14 protein-coding genes and 1 tRNA gene are annotated in these 18,753 nt (G+C 64.3%); 8 read left to right on the top strand and 7 right to left on the bottom strand.

The features are described 5' to 3' along the window. The first annotated feature begins 40 nt into the window (after positions 1 to 40). Positions 41 to 1,606 carry a hydantoinase B/oxoprolinase family protein gene (locus DSAT_RS02115; protein ID WP_020885929.1) on the top strand — a complete coding sequence of 522 codons (1,566 nt, stop codon included), beginning with the start codon at positions 41 to 43 and terminating at the stop codon, positions 1,604 to 1,606. A 199-nt stretch (positions 1,607 to 1,805) separates the two neighbouring features. Continuing rightward, on the top strand, positions 1,806 to 2,741 hold the full coding sequence (locus DSAT_RS02110) for a sensor domain-containing diguanylate cyclase (protein WP_020885928.1): 936 nt from the start codon (positions 1,806 to 1,808) through the stop codon (positions 2,739 to 2,741). 243 nt (positions 2,742 to 2,984) lie between these two features. Here DSAT_RS02110 and DSAT_RS02105 read toward each other — a convergent pair whose 3' ends face one another. Then, positions 2,985 to 3,221: a hypothetical protein gene (locus tag DSAT_RS02105; protein WP_020885927.1), complete on the bottom strand. Its 237-nt coding sequence runs from the start codon at positions 3,219 to 3,221 to the stop codon at positions 2,985 to 2,987. Between the two features lie 683 nt (positions 3,222 to 3,904). On the opposite strand from DSAT_RS02105, the gene DSAT_RS02100 reads away from it, so the two are divergent. Continuing rightward, the gene (locus DSAT_RS02100) at positions 3,905 to 4,210 is read left to right on the top strand and encodes a hypothetical protein (protein ID WP_020885926.1); all 306 of its coding nucleotides are present in this window, start codon (positions 3,905 to 3,907) and stop codon (positions 4,208 to 4,210) included. Between the two features lie 161 nt (positions 4,211 to 4,371). After that, positions 4,372 to 4,704, top strand: coding sequence for a hypothetical protein (locus DSAT_RS02095; RefSeq protein WP_020885925.1), 333 nt, complete (start codon positions 4,372 to 4,374; stop codon positions 4,702 to 4,704). 45 nt (positions 4,705 to 4,749) lie between these two features. Here DSAT_RS02095 and DSAT_RS02090 read toward each other — a convergent pair whose 3' ends face one another. The 6 genes from DSAT_RS02090 to DSAT_RS02065 all read right to left on the bottom strand — a co-directional run bounded on the left by DSAT_RS02090 (position 4,750) and on the right by DSAT_RS02065 (position 14,333). After that, positions 4,750 to 5,925 (bottom strand): HD domain-containing phosphohydrolase, encoded by a 1,176-nt coding sequence (locus tag DSAT_RS02090; protein WP_020885924.1) that lies wholly within the window; start codon positions 5,923 to 5,925, stop codon positions 4,750 to 4,752. Continuing rightward, positions 5,922 to 7,139 (bottom strand): response regulator, encoded by a 1,218-nt coding sequence (locus DSAT_RS02085; RefSeq protein WP_020885923.1) that lies wholly within the window; start codon positions 7,137 to 7,139, stop codon positions 5,922 to 5,924. The genes DSAT_RS02090 and DSAT_RS02085 overlap by 4 nt, the downstream gene beginning before the upstream one ends. After that, positions 7,136 to 9,298 carry a PAS domain-containing sensor histidine kinase gene (locus tag DSAT_RS02080; RefSeq protein ID WP_020885922.1) on the bottom strand — a complete coding sequence of 721 codons (2,163 nt, stop codon included), beginning with the start codon at positions 9,296 to 9,298 and terminating at the stop codon, positions 7,136 to 7,138. Before DSAT_RS02080 ends, DSAT_RS02085 begins: the two co-directional genes overlap by 4 nt. A 190-nt stretch (positions 9,299 to 9,488) precedes the next feature. Next, positions 9,489 to 11,684 carry a response regulator gene (locus DSAT_RS14725; protein WP_020885921.1) on the bottom strand — a complete coding sequence of 732 codons (2,196 nt, stop codon included), beginning with the start codon at positions 11,682 to 11,684 and terminating at the stop codon, positions 9,489 to 9,491. Between the two features lie 163 nt (positions 11,685 to 11,847). Beyond that, positions 11,848 to 14,037 carry a malate synthase G gene (locus tag DSAT_RS02070; RefSeq protein WP_020885920.1) on the bottom strand — a complete coding sequence of 730 codons (2,190 nt, stop codon included), beginning with the start codon at positions 14,035 to 14,037 and terminating at the stop codon, positions 11,848 to 11,850. 208 nt (positions 14,038 to 14,245) lie between these two features. Further along, positions 14,246 to 14,333 (bottom strand) — tRNA-Leu (locus tag DSAT_RS02065). 328 nt (positions 14,334 to 14,661) lie between these two features. Here DSAT_RS02065 and DSAT_RS02060 point away from each other — a divergent pair. From DSAT_RS02060 to DSAT_RS02045, 4 genes are read left to right on the top strand one after another with little or no spacing between them, the layout of a single operon-like run. Continuing rightward, the gene (locus DSAT_RS02060; protein WP_020885919.1) at positions 14,662 to 15,537 is read left to right on the top strand and encodes a CheR family methyltransferase; all 876 of its coding nucleotides are present in this window, start codon (positions 14,662 to 14,664) and stop codon (positions 15,535 to 15,537) included. Between the two features lie 19 nt (positions 15,538 to 15,556). Beyond that, complete coding sequence (locus DSAT_RS02055; protein WP_020885918.1) at positions 15,557 to 16,789, top strand: HDOD domain-containing protein; 1,233 nt, start codon at positions 15,557 to 15,559, stop codon at positions 16,787 to 16,789. Positions 16,790 to 16,802: 13 nt separating this feature from the next. Continuing rightward, positions 16,803 to 17,369, top strand: a complete 567-nt coding sequence (locus DSAT_RS02050; protein WP_020885917.1) for a chemotaxis protein CheX — start codon at positions 16,803 to 16,805, stop codon at positions 17,367 to 17,369. Between the two features lie 60 nt (positions 17,370 to 17,429). Continuing rightward, positions 17,430 to 18,650 carry an ABC transporter permease gene (locus DSAT_RS02045; RefSeq protein WP_020885916.1) on the top strand — a complete coding sequence of 407 codons (1,221 nt, stop codon included), beginning with the start codon at positions 17,430 to 17,432 and terminating at the stop codon, positions 18,648 to 18,650. Positions 18,651 to 18,753: the final 103 nt, after the last annotated feature.

Below are 18,753 nucleotides of genomic sequence, written 5' to 3'. Positions count from 1 at the left end.
GGGGTTTCCTTCTCCCCCTGGCCGCCGGAGGCAACATCTCATGACGACGATCAATCCGATACTTCTCGAAGTCTTCAAGAACCGGTTCGCGGCCATTGCCGAGGAGATGGGCGTTTCGCTCACGCGCACGGCCTTTTCCCCGAACATCAAGGAGCGGCGCGATCTTTCCTGCGCGGTCTTCGACGCCTCGGGCGAGATGATCGCCCAGGCCGCGCACATCCCGGTGCACCTGGGCTCCATGCCGCTTTCGGTGCAGGCGGCCATCGCGGCCTGCGACATGGCCGCGGGCGACATGGTCCTCCTGAACGATCCGTACCGGGGCGGCACGCACCTGCCGGACGTGACGCTCGTGGCCCCTGTCTTCGCGGGCGGCGGGCGGCCCGCCTTCTACGTGGCCAACCGGGCGCACCACGCGGACGTGGGCGGCATGACCGCAGGGTCCATGCCGTTGTCCACGAGCCTCTTCCAGGAGGGGCTGGTCATTCCGCCGGTGAAGCTGGTCAAGCGCGGGGCCGTTGACGCTGAGATCATGCGCCTGCTGCTGGCCAACGTGCGCACCCCGCACGAGCGCGAGGGCGATTTCGCGGCCCAGGTCATGGCCAACGCCACGGGCGTGCGCCGCCTGTGCGAGTTGATCGCCAAGTACGGCCTGGACACGGTGAGCGGCTATGCCGGGGCGCTCCTGGACTATGCCGAGGCCATCGCCCGGGCGCGCATCGCCCGCATCCCGGACGGCCGCTACGAGTTTGCCGACGTGCTCGACGGCGACGGCCTGGGCGGCGGCGAGGTGGCCATCCGCTTGGCCATGACCGTGCGCGGGGAGGAGGCCGAGCTCGACTTCACGGCCTCGGACGACCAGATGAAGGGGTCGCTCAACGCCGTGCGGGCCATCACGCTTTCCGCGGTGCTGTACTGCTTCCGCTCGCTCATCACGCGCGACGTGCCCACCAACGCCGGGATCATGCGGCCGCTTTCGGTGCTCACGCGGCCGGGCTCGGTGCTCGACGCGCATTTTCCCGCGGCCGTGGCGGGCGGCAACGTGGAGACCAGCCAGCGCGTGGTGGACGTGGTGCTCGGGGCGCTTGCCCAGGCGTTGCCGGACGAGGTTCCGGCGGCCAGCCAGGGCACCATGAACAACGTGACCATCGGAGGCCTGGACCCGCGCACCGACACGCCCTTCGCCTACTACGAGACGCTGGGCGGCGGCATGGGCGCGTGGCGCGGCGGCGATGGCGAGAGCGCGGTGCACGCGCACATGACCAACACGCTGAACACGCCCATCGAGGCATTGGAGTACAGCTACCCCTTCCGGGCGCGGGCCTATGGCGTGCGCACGGGCACGGGCGGCGCGGGGCTCAGGCGCGGCGGCGACGGCATGGTGCGCGAGTTGGAGCTTCTGGCCGAGTCGGAAGTGACGGTGCTTTCGGAGCGGCGCGAGCGCGGGGCCTACGGCCTCATGGGCGGCAAGCCGGGTGAGCCGGGCCGCAACACGGCCCGAATCGACGGCGAGACGACCGAACTGCCGGGCAAGTTCAGCCGCAGGTTCCCGGCCGGAACCATCCTGCGCATCGAAACGCCGGGCGGCGGAGGCTTCGGCCAGCGTTAAGCCCAATTGAGGACGGTCAGCCCCGGCACGCGGGCGAACTCGGGGTCGTTACGGTCCCGACGAAATTTTCCGCTTATCCCATTGCCATAGGGCTCGGAGTTGGGCAAGAAGCCCCGTGGGGATGGGTAGCGTCGGACGTGACATGACGACGTAACCCTTTGCTGGTGGAATCATCGCGATTTCGCCAAGGGGGGAGCGCATGCAGATCGCCTGCATTCCATTGGACGACTACGGTCAGGAGGGCGTGCGTCAGCTGCTCTACATGGAGCGCTACGCATGGCTTTCGCTGAGCGTGGACATGGCGGCCGTGATCTCGCTGGACGGCATGTTCGAGGACGTGAACACCCACTGGGAAGAACACGTCGGCTTCTCGCGTGACGAGCTTCAGGCTGCCTATCTGGTCGAGTTCATCCACTTCGACGACCGCGAGCGCGCCCTGGCGGACCTGCAAAAGCTCGTCACCTCGGACATCGGCTCGACCAATCTCTCCTTTCGCTTCCTGTGCAAGGATGGCCGCCACCGCCGCGTCGGCATGAACGTGGTCTTCTCGCCGGTGCACGAATCGTTCTTTTGCATCGCCCACGGCCTTGAGGAGAACGAGAAATCCGACCCGGCCGCGCTCGCCTACCGCGACGTGCTTACGGGCCTTCGCAACCGCCTGAGTCTGGAAGAGAATCTGCCCCGAGCGCTGGCCCAGGCCCGCAACCAGGACGCACAGGCGGCTGTGATTTTCATCGACCTGGACGGCTTCAAGGAGATCAACGACACCTTCGGCCACAGCGCGGGTGACGCACTGCTCGTGCGCGTCGGTGCGCGCATGTCAGAGTGCCTGGGCGACATGGGGCAACTCTACCGCCTGGGCGGCGACGAATTCATCGCAATTCTGCCGCTTTGCGACAGCCGCGCCCAGGTCTCGGCCCTGGCCGAGCGGTTGCGGGTCTGCCTGTGCCGCCCCTTCCGCCTCTCCAAGCGCACGCTGACCATCGGCGCGAGCCTCGGTGTGGCGTTGTCCCCGAAGGACGGGCACGATGCCCGCGAGCTTCTCGAACTGGCCGACCAAGCCATGTACCACGCCAAGCGATCCGGCAAGAGCGCCGTCGCCTTCGCCTCCGACGTGCCCGGCCTCCCGAACTGATCCCATTCCTTGCGACTGGACGTGCCTAGGTGCGCTCTCGCCGCGCAGCAAAGCTTCGCATGGGCAAGACAGCGCGCCAGACGGAACCCTTTTCAACAGTCAGGCGCCCTGCCCGGAATTCCGGACAGGGCGCCTTAGGTCCGCGCACGGGGGTTGGGGCCAGACTCGCGCGCGAGAGCCTTTCTCCAGGGCGGCCGGGCGGAGGAAGGTCGCCCGGCCGCCAACCACGGAGGAGGCAATGGACTATTTAGTGTCCAGGTGCGCGACGCGCGCTTCCCAGACCTTCTTGCCGATCTTGCGGCCCAGGTCGCTCTGACGGGCCTTGAGCAGGGCCTCGGCGGCCTCCTTATTGCCGGATGAATTGAGCAGCGTGGCGGACTCCAGGTCACGCAGGTAGCGCTCGCATTCACGCACGATCCCGGACAGATCCAGATCCTCAAGTTCCTCGGGCACACGCACCGAGCGCACTTTCCTGCTCATCATCGCTCCTTTCGGTCACACGTTTCGAATTACCTAATCCAGATTCTTTGTCAATATTTTTGATGGTCATCATGATCTATTATATGTCTATGCTGTCCAGCCTTTTCGGCTTCATTCGATTCCGGCACCTCGGTATCGCACGGCGGCTACGGCAGACAAAGCCGCCTGCCTTCTCATTGCCATTGCCCGCATCAGAAGCTATCAAAATTGATCTGTCTGCATCTGAAATCTTTCCAGGAGCCCTATCGAATCCATATCGATTGCTGTATAACTAATCATATGAAATACATATTGATTCTTTTTCAATTCCCATTTTGATGGTAGCTAATAATGGCTATCGCTCGAGATTCAAAAACCAAACGCCCATGCGGCGTATTTTTCCCCTCTTTGAATTGATGCCATGACCTTTGGATTCAAAAATTTAGTGATCGTTAATAGATAATGAAACGTAAACTTTTTCGAGGATGAAATTGGGCCATTCATTGACAAGATACGTGATACGTATCCGTCATCCAGGCCATTTTTCATATTTTCTTGATTTTTTTACTACGAAAGCCTGACGCCGCCACAAACCACGTCCCGTCCCGGGAGCGCATTTTCGCTTGCCTCCCGTCGGCAACACGGCTAGGCGGAAAGTTTGTGGCGGCCGCCGAGGGCGGCACGGATCACAGGAGGTGTTTTCCATGCTCGAAAACCCCAGCCTTTCAACAGCGCGGACCCTGGCCGAGGAAGCGACCGGCCGCGGGCTCACGCCCCATGACCTGAGAACCACGGCCTGCGGCCTCATTCCCAAGATGCACGCCCTGCTCATGGCGGCGGGTGAGGCGCGCAGCGTTTCCTTCCTGGCCCACGCTCACATGCTGCACGAAATCACCAACGCCTTGGGCTCGGGAGGCGGATGGGAGATGACCGTACTCGCCAGGGACGGCGAGGCACTCATCGTCTTCACGAAAAGCGAGCGCCACGACGATCTGCTGCATCTGGTCTAACGTGCCGTCCAGGCAACCTCGTCCGCCTCGCCGTGATGGGAAACTCAAACCCTCGCGGATCGTATTGTGCGCCGCACCGTGAACCTCTTGCGCCCCTTGCATTCGGGAACGATCGGGGTAGATTCATCCCGCCCCGGACAGCGATTTCAGGAGAAAAATCAATGGAACAGGAAATGTACGAGGAAGATCTCATCGAGCTCATCGAGAACGTGCTCATGCCGCTCGAAAAATATTTCGCCACCTTCATGGACATCGGCGTGGACGACCAGGAGCCTCGCCGCGTCTTCGTGGACGACATCGGCAAGGCCGGGCTGGCCTTGACCAACCACGCCCAGGACGAGATCCGCTCGGCCCTGGAACTGCTCTACCAGAAGGTGGGACGGGTGCGGGTACGCCGTGCTGGTTACGGCAACCGCATGGGGATTCGGCCGCGCAAGATCATGGATGTGGACCTCGTCAGCGGCGGCGCGCAGGAAGGCTGGGCAAAACATTAGAACACTATCGCGTCAACACGGCTCTTGGTCTTTCAGGGCGGCCCGCTACCCCTTCAGAACGTGGCGCTGCATGCCGTCCACGGCGTCGAGTTGGGCGATGGGCACGAGCACGTCCACTGTCTCGGGCAGCTTGTGCCCCTTGCGGAAGTTTGCCAGCTTGAGCAGCGTGGTCTCTGTCAATTCCTGGCCCGCGACGAGTAGAACCAAATCGTTGTCGGCCACGATGGTCTCCTGCAGCACCATGCCCGGCTTGAGCACACCAAGCCGCAGCCTGCGCTTGGCGAAGCCGGTTTCGTCGCACACGGCACGCTCGAAGGCAGCCAGAAGTTCCGCGTCGTACCATCCCTCGCGCCTGCGCATCAGATCGAGCACGTCGTGACGGGCCGCGCCGTCCTGCTGCAACATGTCGTAGTCCAGGGCGATCTTCAGCACCCTAGCACCAAGCGGCATGCTCGGCGCCTCTGAAAGTTTGGCTCCCTGCAGGCGAACCATCTCGGACACGTCTTCCAGATAGGGGATCTTGGCCAGAAGCTGCCCGGCGATGTCCGCATGCATGCCGAAATTGTATTTTTCCGAGGGCGTCATGACCAGATCCTCGGCGGCGGAAGCTTTCCAGGCCTTCTCGACCATCTCGTAGGGCAGGAAAATCAGACCGATCTGCGAGAGCATGGCTGCGGTCTCGATCTTCCAGAAATTCGGCAGGCCACGCCGCTTGTGCAACTCACGCACCAGACGCTTGACCCGCTCAGCCCGGCCGTAGGCCTCCTCGTTGGCCATGGAGATGATCTCGGAAAGAATCTCGACGCAGCCGCGCAAAGTGCGGCGCAAGAACACCTTCTCTGAGGTTACCAGCCGGTATTGTTCCAGGGCCGCGTCCAGCACCTGGATCAAAACCCGCGTCTCGCAAGGCTTGGTCAGGAACCGAAAGACGCTGCCCTGATTGACCGCGAGGATGGCCGTCTCCAGTTCCGCATAGCCCGTGAGCATTATCCGCACCGTGTCCGGGCAGAGCTTGGCCACCTTGGAGAGGAGCTCGACCCCGTCCATGTCCGGCATGCGCTGGTCGGCCACGACCACGGCGTAGGGCTCTTCCACTTGGAGCCGGGCCAATCCGTCCATGGGATCGGAGGTCGTCTCGATCTGGTAGCGCCCCGACAGATTCCTTCGAAATGCCGAGAGTATATTTTCGTCGTCATCGATGAAGAGTATCCGCCCGCTCATGTATTCTCCGTTTCCGTGTCGTCCCCTGCACAGGCCTCGCGCCAAGCGGATAGTCGCTCAAGGCAGCCCACCTCGCCGAGCCAGTCCGTGTCCACCAGTATCTCGTCCGCATCAGCCGCGTTGAATGACTCCCACTCCAACGCGCAGGCCGCATGTGTCGCCGCCAGCGGGCCGAAGCCCGCGTCGCCGGAGCGCGACGGTTCGTGGTGGTGGGCCACGGCCAGCGCGGCGTCCGGCGAAAGACCCCAAAGTCCCATCAAGAACGCTCCGACCTCCGCGTGGCTCGCGCCGAAGGCCCTGCGCTCGGCCGCCACGAGCCGCAATTCCCGCGCGTGCGATCCGACGTCATGCAGGATGTCCCGGTATTCCTCGGGGAAATTCTCGATGAAGACAAGTTGTCCCAGGTCGTGCAGCAACCCGGCAAGAAAACAGGTCTCGACCTGCTTCTTGTCGCTTTCCTCGCACCGCGCGATGCAGCGGGCAAGGCCCGCGACGCGTTGCGAATGGCGGCGCAGGCTTTCGAGCCCAAAATTCTTTTCCTGGCCCGGATCGAGCGACCGGAAAAGTTCGTGAAAGAGGACCATGGCCTTGATGTTCTCCACGCCCAGGATGCGCGCGGCCTCCACGGGACAAGCCACCTGGCGCGCCACGCCCAGAAAGGCCGAGTTGCACAACCGAAGCACCGTGGCCGAAAGGGCCGGATCCTGCGCGATGATGCGGCCCAGTTCGTCCAGGGAGGATGTCTCGCTCTTGAGCGCCCGCCGCATGCGCACGTAGACCTCGGGCAGCACCGGGAGCGAGCGCAGCCTCCCGGTGATTCGCGCCAGGGCGGGCTCGGTCAACACCCTGCGTAGCGCCGCAAGCCCGAGGGCGGTGCCCAGAAGATCGTCCACGGACACCGGTTTGAGCAGCACCTGATGCGCCACGCGCGCGTAGTCCAGAATCCGGGACGAATCATACTGCCCGGTCAAGATCAGTCGCGCGCACGCGGGCCAACGCTCGGCCACCTCGGCCAGGAAGCTCGTCCCGTCCCTGCCCGGCATGCGCAGGTCGCTGACCACAACCTCCGGCTCCCAGGATTCGAGCACCGCCACGGCCTCATCCACGCCCGAAGCGAACTTGGCCTCTATTTCCTGATTGCGAATCCGCAACTGACGGCGCAGCATGTCCAAAAGCGCCGTCTCGTCGTCAACGAAGAGCACCCTGGCGCTCATGGAATCTCCTTGTCGCCCACCGGTTCGGGCTCGCCCAAGGGCAGGCGAACGACGAACGTCGTTCCCTGGCCCGGCGTGGACTCGAAGCCGATCGTGCCCCTGTGCCGTTCGACGATGGCATGGGCGATGGCCAGTCCCTGTCCCGTGCCCATGCCCGGGGCCTTGGTGGTGAAGAAGGGATCGAATATCTTATCCTTGTGCTCGGGCGCGATGCCCTTGCCCGTATCGTTAATGGCGACCACCGCCTCGTCGCCTTCGCGCCGGGTCCGCACCGTGATGCGCCCCTGGCCACCTTCCTTTTTGACCTTCTCGGCGATGGCGTGGGCAGCGTTGACCACGATGTTCAAGAGCACCTGGTTGATGTCGCCGGGGCTGCACCAGACAAGCGGCAACTCGGCGTCGAGGTCGAAGGCGATCTCGGCCACGTGTTTCCACTCGTTGCGCGCGACCTCCACGGTGTTGCGCAGGGTCTTGTTCAGGTCCAGCGGTCGCCTGCCCTCGCCCCCCGGATGCGAGAAGCGCCGGATGGCCTGCACAATGGTCGCCACGCGCTCCACCCCTTCCCTGGTCTGCTCCAGGGCCTCGGGTGTCTCCTCGCGGTACAGGGCGAGTTCGGACCGGGCGCGGCGCACTGCCTCGGCCGCCGCCTCGTGCTGGCTGCATTCGCGCTCCAGGCTCGCGATCAGCGCTCCCACAACGCGATCGTACACGGCGAAGGCCGTTTCGAAAAATTCGACGTTGCCGCCCACGTACTGGATGGGCGTGTTGATCTCGTGGGCGATGCCCGCCGCCAACTGGCCGATGGATTCCAGCTTCTGCGACTGCATGAGCTGACGTTCCATATCCTTCTGACGGCTGATGTCGAAAAGCACCACGATGATCTTGAGTTCCCCCTGCATGGGGCCGGTCAAAAGGCTCAGAGAAACAGGCAGGACCGATCCGTCGGGTCTCGTCAGCCGCAAATCCTTTTGCACCGCGCCCTTGTCGATGAGATCGCGCATGGATATGCCCCCGCCCCTCGGGTCGAGGCATTGCAGCGACTCCAGGCTGTCGCCGATCAGCTCCTCTCGGTTCTGGCCGACGATATCGGCCGCCTTGCGGTTGCCCGAGATGATCTGCAGCGTCTCCGGATCGACAACCAGTATGCCCGCGCCGATGGCGTCCAGAATGCGTTGCAGCGTGCCCCGCCCCTCGCGCACCTCGCGTTCCTGGGCACGCAACAGCGTCACGTCCGCGACCTCGACGACCGCGCCGGAAAACTTCTCGCTCACGTCCTGCATGCGCGAGAGCGTAACCTGATAGGTGCGCAGCGCGCCGGCCACCATGCACTCCACCTCCGAGCGTCGCGACGCGGCCTCGGAAAGCAGGAAACCCGAGACATCCCCGGCCAGCCAGGGGGCCGCGTCGGCCAGGGGCATGCCGCTGCACCAGGAAGGGTCCGCGTTTCCGTACAATACTTCCTCGTGCACGATCTCGAAATATCTTTCCCCGGGTCGGCCCGTGTGGCGCAGGAGTCGCGCCGCCGCCAAATTGCAGGTCACGAGCACACCGTCCGTGTCCACGAGGAAGATCGGGGTCGAGGTGCTTTCGTACAGCGTCAGGAACTTGTTCTTCTCGTTGGTCAGGGCGAGGTTGACCTCTCGTAGCGTGCGCACCCGTTCGTCGAAATCCTCGTCCGCCCACTCCAGGCACAGGCCTATCTCCATGCGATCGAAAAGGCGGTCGAGCAGCCGCTCAAAGAGCGCGGCTTCGTTCTGGTCCGACGCGGTCTCGCGCGCGACTTGGCGGTATATCTGGCGGTAATACTTGAAAAGTCCCAAAAACATGCCCATGCCCACGCCGCGCCCCCTGTGGCGGCGGGCCTGCTCGATGCCGAAGGCCGCGACCGGATCGCTCGCGTAGTCGTCGCCCGGCGAAAGCTCCAGGGGCCGCGCTTCGCGTAAAGCCTCGCTCAGGATCGTCGTGGTCCGGCGAATGGACACGCGCCAGTCTTCGACCAGGGTGGAGGTGTGGCGCGTGTAGCCGCGTTCCCGGGCATATTCCAGGATCATGGCCAGGAGCCGGTCTTCCAGCATTTCCAGCAGGCCCGCCAGCCGCACCCTCGCCTCCGGGGCTGCGGAGTCGGCCAAATCGAGGCGCGTCGTGTCCATGGAATGCATGCCCTGCTCCTTGCCTGTGCGCGAACTGGCTGTGGACCCAGGATGTCAGGCCCGCCAAAGGCGGACCGTACTGGCAACCCGAAGCACGAAGATATTGCATGTTTTCTGCCCCGGATAATATCGACGCGGCGCACGCGAACAATTATATTCTTTAAGATGTGCAAACGTTACACATTTCCCACCATGGACATCAATCGTATGCCTGCCCGCCCCCTCCCTTTGGCGAGACCGAGAGACTACGCTCGATGGCCCCGCGCAGTTCGTCGAGGTTCACGGGCTTGGCCAGGTAGTCGTTCATGCCTTCGGCCAGAAAACGCTCGCGGTCGCCATGTCCTGCATAAGCGGTCAAGGCGATGATGGGCGTGACGGCCCCTCGGTCGGAGCCCTGACGGATGGCCTTGGCCGCGTCCACTCCGCTCATGACCGGCATCTGGATGTCCATGACCACGCAGTCGAAATCCCCCGCATTGAAGCGCGTCACAGCCTCCTGGCCATTGTCCGCCGTGTCCACGCGGAAACCCTGACGCTCGAGTCCAAGCCTCAGGGCGAGTTGATTGATGCGGTCGTCCTCCACGAGCAGCACGGAGGGCGGGCCTTCGCGCTCGCGCGGCTTCCCGTCGCCCGGCGCACGAGCGGCGGCCCCGCCTTCCTCGATCGCGGCCCTGTCCTCCTCGGCGCGCTCCAGATCCACCCTGAGCCAAACCCTGAGGCCCTTGCCCTCGCCGTCCTCGGCGTTCTCGATGCACACGCTGCCGGACAAAAGCTCCACCAGCCTGACCACGAGGCGAAGGCCGAGACCCGCGCCCTGAAAACGCCGGGCAAAGGACCGCTCGACCTGGGTGAAGGACTCGAAGACATCGGCCAGCCGTTCGTCCGGTATGCCTATCCCCGTGTCCGAAACCACGATGAGCAAGGGAACGCGATCCTTTCGCCGATCGGGCAGACGCGAAATGCGCATCGCAACTCGGCCCTCGTGCGTGAACTTGACCGCATTGCCCAGAAGATTGAGGCATATCTGACGGATGCGCATGCCGTCGCCGCGCAGGGCCGCAGGCACGTCCTCATCCACCGCGAGGTCGAAATCGAGACCCTTCTCGCGCGCCACGGGCGCGAACACGCCGCGCAATCCCTCGGCCATCTCGCGCGGGGAAAACGGTTCATCCGCCGGGGCGGCATGGCCAGACTCAAGGCGCGAGAGTTCCAGTATGTCGGCCAACAGGCGCGTCAGATTGCGGCAGGACTCCAGGGCCAAGACCGCGTATTCCCGCTGTTCGTCGTCGAGTTTGCCCCGCGAGAGAAGCTGGATCATGCCCATTGCGCCGTTGATGGGCGTGCGCAGTTCATGGCTCATGTTGGCCAGAAACTCGCTCTTGGCACGGTTGGCCTCCTCGGCCCGCTCCTTGGCCTGCCGAAGCTCGGCCTCGACCTCCTTTTCGTGCGTCACGTCCAGGAAAATGCCGCCCATGGCCCTGGGCTGCCCATCATCCCCGTTGATGGGGAACTTGATGGTTCTGAACACGTGGCTCCTGCCCCCGAACGAGAAGGACTCCTCTTCTTCCTGGGCCTCGCCCCGCTGCAACACCTCACGGTTGTTGGCCTCGAACGTGCCGCCGATTTCGGGACCGAAGACCTCGACGAGCTTGCACCCCTTGGCCGCTCCCTCAGGCATGCCCACGAAGCGCTCCCAGGCCCGACTCGCCAGGATCACCGTACCTTCCGCATCGACGATGCTCATGGGATGCGGCGAATGGCGCATGAAACCGGAAAGGAGCTTGTCCAACCGTGCAAGCTCGCGGTCCTTGCGCCTGGCCTCGGTCACGTCCACGACCATGGACGAGAACAAGCGCCTGCCCTCGATAATCACGGGGCTCGTGAAGACCATGACCTCTCGCGCCTCGCCCGAGGCGAGGTAGTGGACGAGATCGAAACTGTTGCGCGCCAGATGCCCGGCTTGGTTCATAATCTCGACCACTTTGTCCTGGGGCAGGCGGTTCAGCCGGGTCACGGACATGCCCGTGAACGCCTCGCGCTCGTAGCCGTAGAAGGTGGGCGCGCTGGCGTTGGCCATGACGATGGTCGCGGTTTCGGGATCGATGAGAAACTTGGGGAAGGCGTGCTGCTCGAACATGCCGTTGAAGATCGCCAGCTTGTCCTCGTAGGCCCGCTGAAAGCGCCGCAGCAGCACGTAGAACGCTGCCGCCGTGAAGAGCACGAACAACCAGCCCTTGAAGGTCTGTAGCGTGGTCAGGGTGCGGGTGTCCTGGACCATGGATTCGAGCAGCCTGTCCGAGAGCAGAATCCACAGGGCGAAGACCGCCACATAGGCGGCCACGATCCGCCATGGCCTGAGTTCGACGCGTTCGAGCGAACGCAGTATGCGCTTCATGCCGTGCCTCCGGCTCATGGACGCGAAACGCCCGATGATACAGGCCGAATTCGACGGGCGAGGATGGAAACGACGCCCCCTCGCCCTTATTATCGCCTATACACGAAAGACAGTCATTAGCGAATAAAAAGTTATCGCCTCCGGATAAAGCACGTCAGATGCGTTACTTGAGCCCCTGGCGCGCCTTAAACTCGACCCTACGCGCGTGCAGGATCGGCTCGGTGTAGCCGCTTGGCTGCTCGCGGCCCTTGAAAACCAGGTCCAGGGCCGCCTGGAAGGCCATGCTGGCCGAGAAGTCGCGGCTCATGGGCCGGTAGGCCGGGTCGTTCGCGTTCTGGCGGTCCACGGTCGCGGCCATGCGCTCGAAGTGCTCGCGCACCTCGTCTGGCCCGCACACGCCGTGATGCAGCCAGTTGGCGATGTGCTGGCTCGAAATGCGTAAGGTCGCCCTGTCCTCCATGAGCCCCACGTCGCTCAGGTCGGGCACTTTGGAGCAGCCCACTCCCTGCTCCACCCAGCGCACCACGTAGCCCAGGATAGACTGGGCGTTGGTGGCGATCTCCTCGGCGATTTCCTCGGCCGTGGGCCTGTCGGCCATGAGAGGCAGGGTCAAAAGGGCGGCCAGCGTGGCGCGCCGTTTGCCGCGCAGCGCGGCCTGCCGCGCGAAGACGTCCACCTCGTGGTAATGCATGGCGTGCAGCGTGGCCGCCGTGGGCGAGGGCACCCAGGCGCAGTTGGCCCCGGCCGATGGGTGCACGGCCTTGGTCTGGACCATCTCGCGCATCATATCCGGCTTTGGCCACATACCCTTGCCGATCTGGGCGCGGCCGGAAAAGCCGCAGGCCAGGCCCACGTCCACGTTCCAGTCCTCGTAGGCCGCGATCCACGGCTCGCTCTTCATGGCGCCCTTGCGGACCACGGGCCCGGCCTCCATGCAGGTATGGATCTCGTCGCCCGTGCGATCCAAAAAGCCCGTGTTGATGAAGATGATCCGCTCCTTCGCCGCACGCACGCATTCCTTGAGATTCACCGTGGTGCGCCGCTCCTCGTCCATCACGCCGATCTTCAGCATGTGACGCGAAAGGCCGAGCGCGTCCTCCACTGCGTCGAACAGTTCGCAGGTGAAGGCCACTTCGTTTGGCCCATGCAGTTTGGGCTTGACGATGTAGAACGCACCGGCGCGTGAATTGCGGTGCTTGCCGTGCCCTCGCAGGTCGTGCAGTGCGGCCGCGGCCGCGACCAGCGTGTCGAGGATGCCCTCGGGGATGGGCTTATTGTCCGCGTCGCGCACGGCGTCGGTGGTCATGAGCAGCCCCACGGTGCGCACCAGGAGCAGGCTTCGGCCCGGCAGGGTCAGCCGCGCGCCTTGGGGCGCGACGTACTGCCTGTCGCCGACGAGGCTGCGGGAGACGGTCTTGCCCCCCTTCGCAAACTCGGCCGAGAGGTCGCCGCGCATGAGCCCCGTGAGATTCTTGTAGCACAGCGCCTTGTCCGGGCCATCCACGGCGGCCACGGAATCCTCCATGTCCAGGATGGCGGTCACGGCCGCTTCCAGCACCACGTCCTTCAGTCCGGCCGGGTGCTCGCGGCCGATGGGGTGCGAGCGGTCGATGGCGAGTTCGACGTGCAGCCCGTTGTTGACGAGCAGGACGGCCTTGGGCTCATCAGCTTCGCCCGCGTAGCCCGCGAACTGCGCGGGACGCGCAAGGCCCGTGTGGCGGCCGCTGCCAAGCACGGCCGAAAGAGTCTTGCCCTGGGCCGCATCGACCACGGCGTAGCGCACGACCTCGGAGTGGCTTCCCTCGCTCAAGGGCGCGGCGCGGTCGAGAAACGCGGAGGCATAGGCCATGACTTGCGCGCCGCGCGCAGGGTTGTAGCCCAGGCCCTTTTCGCTGCCCGGCTCCTCGGGGAGCACGTCCGTGCCGTAGAGCGCGTCGTACAGGCTGCCCCAGCGGGCGTTGGCCGCGTTCAGGGCGTAGCGGGCGTTGGTCACCGGGGCCACGAGCTGCGGCCCGGCGATGCTCGCGATCTCCGGGTCCACGCCCGAGGTCTCGATGGCGAAGTCTGGCCCCTCGGGCAGGAGGTAGCCGATCTCACGCAGGAAGGCCTCGTAGGCGGCGGGGTCGTGGGACGCGCCTGTCCGCTCGCGGTGCCAGGCGTCGATTTTGGCCTGCATCTCATCGCGCACGGCCAAAAGCTCCGCGTTGCGCGGTCCGAACCGGTCCACGAGCGCGGCCAGCGCGGCGAAAAAGCGCTCGGCCTCAATGCCGGTCCCAGGCAAAATGCCCAGGGCGATGGTATCGTACAGGATCTTCTCGACCGTCATCCCGCCGACCTGCACCATGTCCGCCATTGGCTTCTCCTTTTGCTGCGCGCCTGGGCGCGGTTGGTTTGCACCGTGATGGACCCGCAGCCTACACCGCAAGAGCGTCTTTTGACCACCCCTTGCGGGAGGAAATCGCCAGCGCTGAAAATCCCGCGTCCTCCCAGGAGCGACACGCCCGAAACACCGCGCGCCGAGCAACGAAAAGGGCCGCGAATCGCTCGCGGCCCTTTGCTCATGGTGCCCAGGGCGGGACTCGAACCCGCACGCCCGTTACCGGACTAGGGATTTTAAGTCCCTTGTGTCTGCCATTCCACCACCCGGGCAGGAGGCTTGTCCTACTCCGGCCGCGCGGCCCGCGTCAACGTGAGGCGATGCAGAAACGCCGTCCCGTGCGGAGCCTGAAGGCAGTCTGGCCCCATGCGGACGAGCCGCGCCTGAACGGGCAGACCGCCCCGGCAGAAACGGTGCCCTCGCTCGCTCCCAGTTATATTTTCGTTCCTCAACGCCATCTGGCTGTTGCGAAGCGCCCGATTACGCTGTAACAATGCGACAACACGGCATCCGGCTGCCGCGCGAGGGCGCGGTCGCTTCAAGGCTTCCGTGGAACGACGCGATCCGAAGGATTGCGCATCAAGGACGGCACGGCATCGCATGTCTCTGCTTGAAGGCAGCCTGACGCTTCGCGCGGCACCCAAGATCACCCCTGATGAATTCACCGCCTTTCGTGAATTCATCTATCAGATTTCGGGCATCGACATCCCCGAACGCCGCCAGTACCTCATCGAGAACCGGCTTGGGCCGCGCGTCAAGGAACTGCGTCTGCCGAGCTTTGGCGAATACCTGAAATACCTCAAATTCAGCCGCGAAAAGCAAGCCGAACTCGAACGCCTCTTCGAACTCATCACCACCAACGAGACCAGCTTCTTCCGCGACCAGCGTCAGCTCGACGTGGTCCGCGACAAACTGCTGGCCCCGCTCCTGGAGGCCCAGGAAAAGGCAGGGCGCAAAGAGCTGCGCATCTGGTCCGCGGGCTGCTCCTCCGGCGAGGAACCCTACACCCTGGCCATCATGCTGCACGAGCTCTTGCGCATGAAGATCCTCGGCTGGCGCATCGACATCATGGCCCACGACCTTTCCCCGGCCATGATCGCCAGGGCCAAGCTGGGCGTGTACGGCGACTACTCCTTCAAGACCACGCCGCCGGACATGGTCGAACGCTATTTCATTAAAAAACCCGAAGGGTTCGAAGTACATCCCAAGGTCAAAAAACTCGTTCGCTTCGGGACCATCAATCTCAACAGCCCTCCGGCCATCAAGGTCCTCCCAAAGTCGCACATCGTCTTCTGCCGCAACGTCATCATCTATTTCGACCAGGAGATGAAGAAGAAGGTGCTCGCGAGCTTCTACGACAACCTCGTTCCGGGCGGCCACCTGGTGCTCGGCCACTCCGAGACCATCCACGGCGTCTCGCGGGTCTTCACACCCGTCCACCATCCGGGCGGCATAGTCTATAGGCGCGAAGGATGACCGGGGGAGGACGAGCCACATGAGCGCGAACGCCGTCATCACCGTGTGCACCGAGCACCTCGTCCCAGGCATGGTGCTTGCGCGCGACGTCATGGGCGCGGACGAAAGCGTGCTGCGCCCGCGCGGCCACGCCCTGACCGAGGCCGACATCGAGCTTTTCGCCGAGATGCGGCTGCCTTCGGTTCATGTCGCCGGAAAGAGTGTCGCGGACATCGAGCAGTGGCTTTTGGCCACCACCCAGGAGCACGTGCGCCGCTTTTTCGTCTATGTGAATCCCGACAATCCCTATTTCGAGGAACTCTACCGCCTGTGCGTGCGGCGCGTGCTGACCCTGCGCAAGGCCGGAAAGCCCCTCGCCTGCGCCGAGGAGATGGCCGCGAGCAGCGTGGAGCACCTGGCCGACGTCTTCTTCCGCAGCGACCTGACCCTGGACAAGCTCGTGCTGCACGAAACCGAGCTGGCCTCCTTCCCGGACATCTACTTCCGCCTCAAGGAGATCCTCGACAATCCGCTGAGTTCGGCCAAGGACATCGCGGCCGTGGTCTCCACGGACGTGGCCCTGGCGGGCAAGCTGCTCAAGCTCGTCAACAGCCCGCTCTTCGGCCTGTCCGCGCGCATCGACACCATCGAACGGGCCGTCTCCCTGGTCGGAGCCAAGGAGCTGTCCACTCTGGCCCTGGGCATCACGGCCATCAGCTTCTTCAAGGACATCCCGCCTGAACTCGTGGACATGAAAACCTTCTGGCGACACTCCCTGAGCTGCGGCATCTTCGCCAAGCTCATCGCCACCAGGACCAAGCTCCCGGCCGAGCGACTGTTCATCGCGGGCCTCCTGCACGACGCTGGCCGCCTCGTGCTCTTCAAGGACCAGCCCTACGCCTCCACGCAGGCGCTGTTGTTCGCGCGCTCCAATTTCCTGCCCCTGATGGAAGCCGAGCAGGAGATTTTCGGCTTCGACCACGCGGCAGTGGGCGGCAGGCTGCTCGAAGCCTGGGCTTTCCCCCAAAGCCTCTCCGCGCTCGTGGCCGGGCACCATGCGCCCAAGGACGCGGCCGTTCCGGCCGCCGCGGCCGCAGTCCAGATGGCCGACATCCTGGCCAACGCGGCGGCCATAGGCACGGGCGGGCTGTTCGTGCTGCCGCCCATGGACGAGGCCGCGATGGCCGCCTCGGGCATTGCGCCGGGCGATCTGAAAAACATTCTCGCGGATCACGACGCCTTGATCGCCGAGTTGACGACCGCCCTGCTCTGATGCCGCCACGGCCATGAAATTCAGCTACAACGTCGAATTCATCAATCCCTTTCTGAACGCCGTGGTCAACGTGCTTTCGACCATGGCCCAGATCGAGCCGCGACCCGGCAAGCCTTACATCAACGTCAAGGGCGTGGCCACGGGCGACGTCACGGGCATCATCGGCATCTCCGGCTACAGCCGGGGCACCATCTCGCTGACGCTCTCCAAGGGCGCCATCCTGGCCATCGTCAACAACATGCTCGCGGAGACCTACACCGAGATCAACGAGGACATCGCCGACGGCGTGGGCGAACTGACGAACATGATCTCGGGCCAGGCGCGCGCCAAGCTTTCCGAACAAGGCATGAGCTTTCAGGCCTCCACACCCTCGGTGGTCGTCGGCGCGGGCCACAAGGTCACGCACCTCACGGGCTCACCCATTCTGGCCATTCCCTTCGAGACGGACCATGGCCCCTTCGTGGTCGAGGTTTGCCTCGCACGGCCGACTTCAGGCCGCGAGCCGCCGCAAAAACCGCCTCCGGCCACGGCCACCACACCCCCCGCGCCCCAGGACGACGCGCCTTCGAAGTCCCCGTAAACGAGGGGAAGTTGGACGCGCTTGCCCCGTTCCCCGTGATCGGGATATGGCGAACACATCATGTATCTCTTCCTGAAAGTTGCCCTGGCCTCGCTCAAGGCCCACAAGCTCCGCACCATTCTGGCCATGCTCGGCGTGTTCCTGGGCGCGCTGGCCCTGACCGGCGTGCAGCACGTCTCCATGGCCATGGTCCGCCAAGCCGAGATGGAGGTCGAGAAGTTCGGCCCCAACCTCCTCGTGGCCCAGGCCGGGCAGATCCGCTTCTCCCGTGGCGGCTCGATACGCCAGAATTTCGCGGCCAAGACCTTCACCCCGGCCGACGCCCGGGCTCTGACCTCGCAACTGCCCAACATCGTGGCCCACGCGCCCTTCATAAGCGCCCAGATGCCCGTGCGCGCAGGCTCGCGCACCGTGCCAAGCCGCCTGACCGCCACCTGGCCGAGCTTTCAGCAGGTGCGTGCCTTTTACCCGGCCGTGGGCCGCTTCTTTACCTGGGAGGAGGAGGAAAACCGCGACATGGTCGTGGTCCTGGGCCAAAAGATCGCCCAACGTCTCTTCGACAGGCCAGAGGACGCCGTGGGCAATCAGGTCTTCTTCTACCGCGCGGCCTTCCGCGTCGTGGGCGTCATGGAGGAGAAGGGACGCGACCTGGCGGGCGACGACCAGGACGAGATGGTCCTCATGCCGCTTTCCACCTACATGCGAAGGGCCGCGAACCAGGACTGGATCAGCGGCGTCTACATGCAACTCGCCTCGGGCACGGACGGTGAAAAGCTCAAGGACATGGCCGCGCGCATCCTGCGCGAGCGTCACAACATTCCTCCGGGCGGGCGCGACGATTTCGCAGTCATCACGGCCAAGGAGACAATCAAGCTGCAAAAGCAGGCCCTGGATCTCGTCTTCACCCTGGGCGTGATCTCCTCCTCCATCTCTTTCGCCGTGGGCGGGCTCGGCATCCTCTCCATCATGGTCCTCCTGGTGCGCGCGCGAAGACTTGAGATCGGCGTGCGCCGGGCGCTCGGCGCCAAACGTCGAGACATCGTGCGCCAGTTCCTCGTCGAGTCGGCGCTCATGAGCGCCGCGGGCGGAACGGCCGGGGTCGCGGCTTCGCTGCTGCTCACGGGCGGGCTGGCTGTGGCGGGCGTCTTTCCCTTCGTCCTGGATGCAGGCCTCGTGGCCGGAGCCCTGGCCGGATCGGCACTGGTGGGCGTGATCGCCGGGGCCTATCCCGCCGCGCAGGCAGCCGGGATAAACATCCTGACTGTTTTACGTGAACAATAGGACGCCTTTTCCCTTGGTTGCAGAGTTTTTGGGCTCGCAACCCATTTATTTCTTGAACGTTGTTTACAAGGTCGTCCCGCTCGGGTAGAGGGCAAAGCCATGA

Origin of the sequence: Alkalidesulfovibrio alkalitolerans DSM 16529, assembly GCF_000422245.1 — a bacterium.
Lineage (GTDB): Bacteria > Desulfobacterota > Desulfovibrionia > Desulfovibrionales > Desulfovibrionaceae > Alkalidesulfovibrio > Alkalidesulfovibrio alkalitolerans.
This window is presented reverse-complemented; position numbering and strand designations above follow the sequence as displayed.

What these genes read in the sequence shown, in the direction of transcription:
- DSAT_RS02095 (WP_020885925.1), top strand. Translation starts at nt 4,372, where the DNA reads ATGGAACAGGAAATGTACGAGGAAGATCTCATCGAGCTCATCGAGAAC.
- DSAT_RS02045 (WP_020885916.1), top strand. Translation starts at nt 17,430, where the DNA reads ATGTATCTCTTCCTGAAAGTTGCCCTGGCCTCGCTCAAGGCCCACAAG.
- DSAT_RS02055 (WP_020885918.1), top strand. Translation starts at nt 15,557, where the DNA reads ATGAGCGCGAACGCCGTCATCACCGTGTGCACCGAGCACCTCGTCCCA.
- DSAT_RS02070 (WP_020885920.1), bottom strand. Translation starts at nt 14,037, where the DNA reads ATGGCGGACATGGTGCAGGTCGGCGGGATGACGGTCGAGAAGATCCTG.
- DSAT_RS02105 (WP_020885927.1), bottom strand. Translation starts at nt 3,221, where the DNA reads ATGAGCAGGAAAGTGCGCTCGGTGCGTGTGCCCGAGGAACTTGAGGAT.
- DSAT_RS02085 (WP_020885923.1), bottom strand. Translation starts at nt 7,139, where the DNA reads ATGAGCGCCAGGGTGCTCTTCGTTGACGACGAGACGGCGCTTTTGGAC.
- DSAT_RS02060 (WP_020885919.1), top strand. Translation starts at nt 14,662, where the DNA reads ATGTCTCTGCTTGAAGGCAGCCTGACGCTTCGCGCGGCACCCAAGATC.
- DSAT_RS02090 (WP_020885924.1), bottom strand. Translation starts at nt 5,925, where the DNA reads ATGAGCGGGCGGATACTCTTCATCGATGACGACGAAAATATACTCTCG.
- DSAT_RS02080 (WP_020885922.1), bottom strand. Translation starts at nt 9,298, where the DNA reads ATGCATTCCATGGACACGACGCGCCTCGATTTGGCCGACTCCGCAGCC.
- DSAT_RS02050 (WP_020885917.1), top strand. Translation starts at nt 16,803, where the DNA reads ATGAAATTCAGCTACAACGTCGAATTCATCAATCCCTTTCTGAACGCC.
- DSAT_RS02100 (WP_020885926.1), top strand. Translation starts at nt 3,905, where the DNA reads ATGCTCGAAAACCCCAGCCTTTCAACAGCGCGGACCCTGGCCGAGGAA.
- DSAT_RS02110 (WP_020885928.1), top strand. Translation starts at nt 1,806, where the DNA reads ATGCAGATCGCCTGCATTCCATTGGACGACTACGGTCAGGAGGGCGTG.
- DSAT_RS02115 (WP_020885929.1), top strand. Translation starts at nt 41, where the DNA reads ATGACGACGATCAATCCGATACTTCTCGAAGTCTTCAAGAACCGGTTC.
- DSAT_RS14725 (WP_020885921.1), bottom strand. Translation starts at nt 11,684, where the DNA reads ATGAAGCGCATACTGCGTTCGCTCGAACGCGTCGAACTCAGGCCATGG.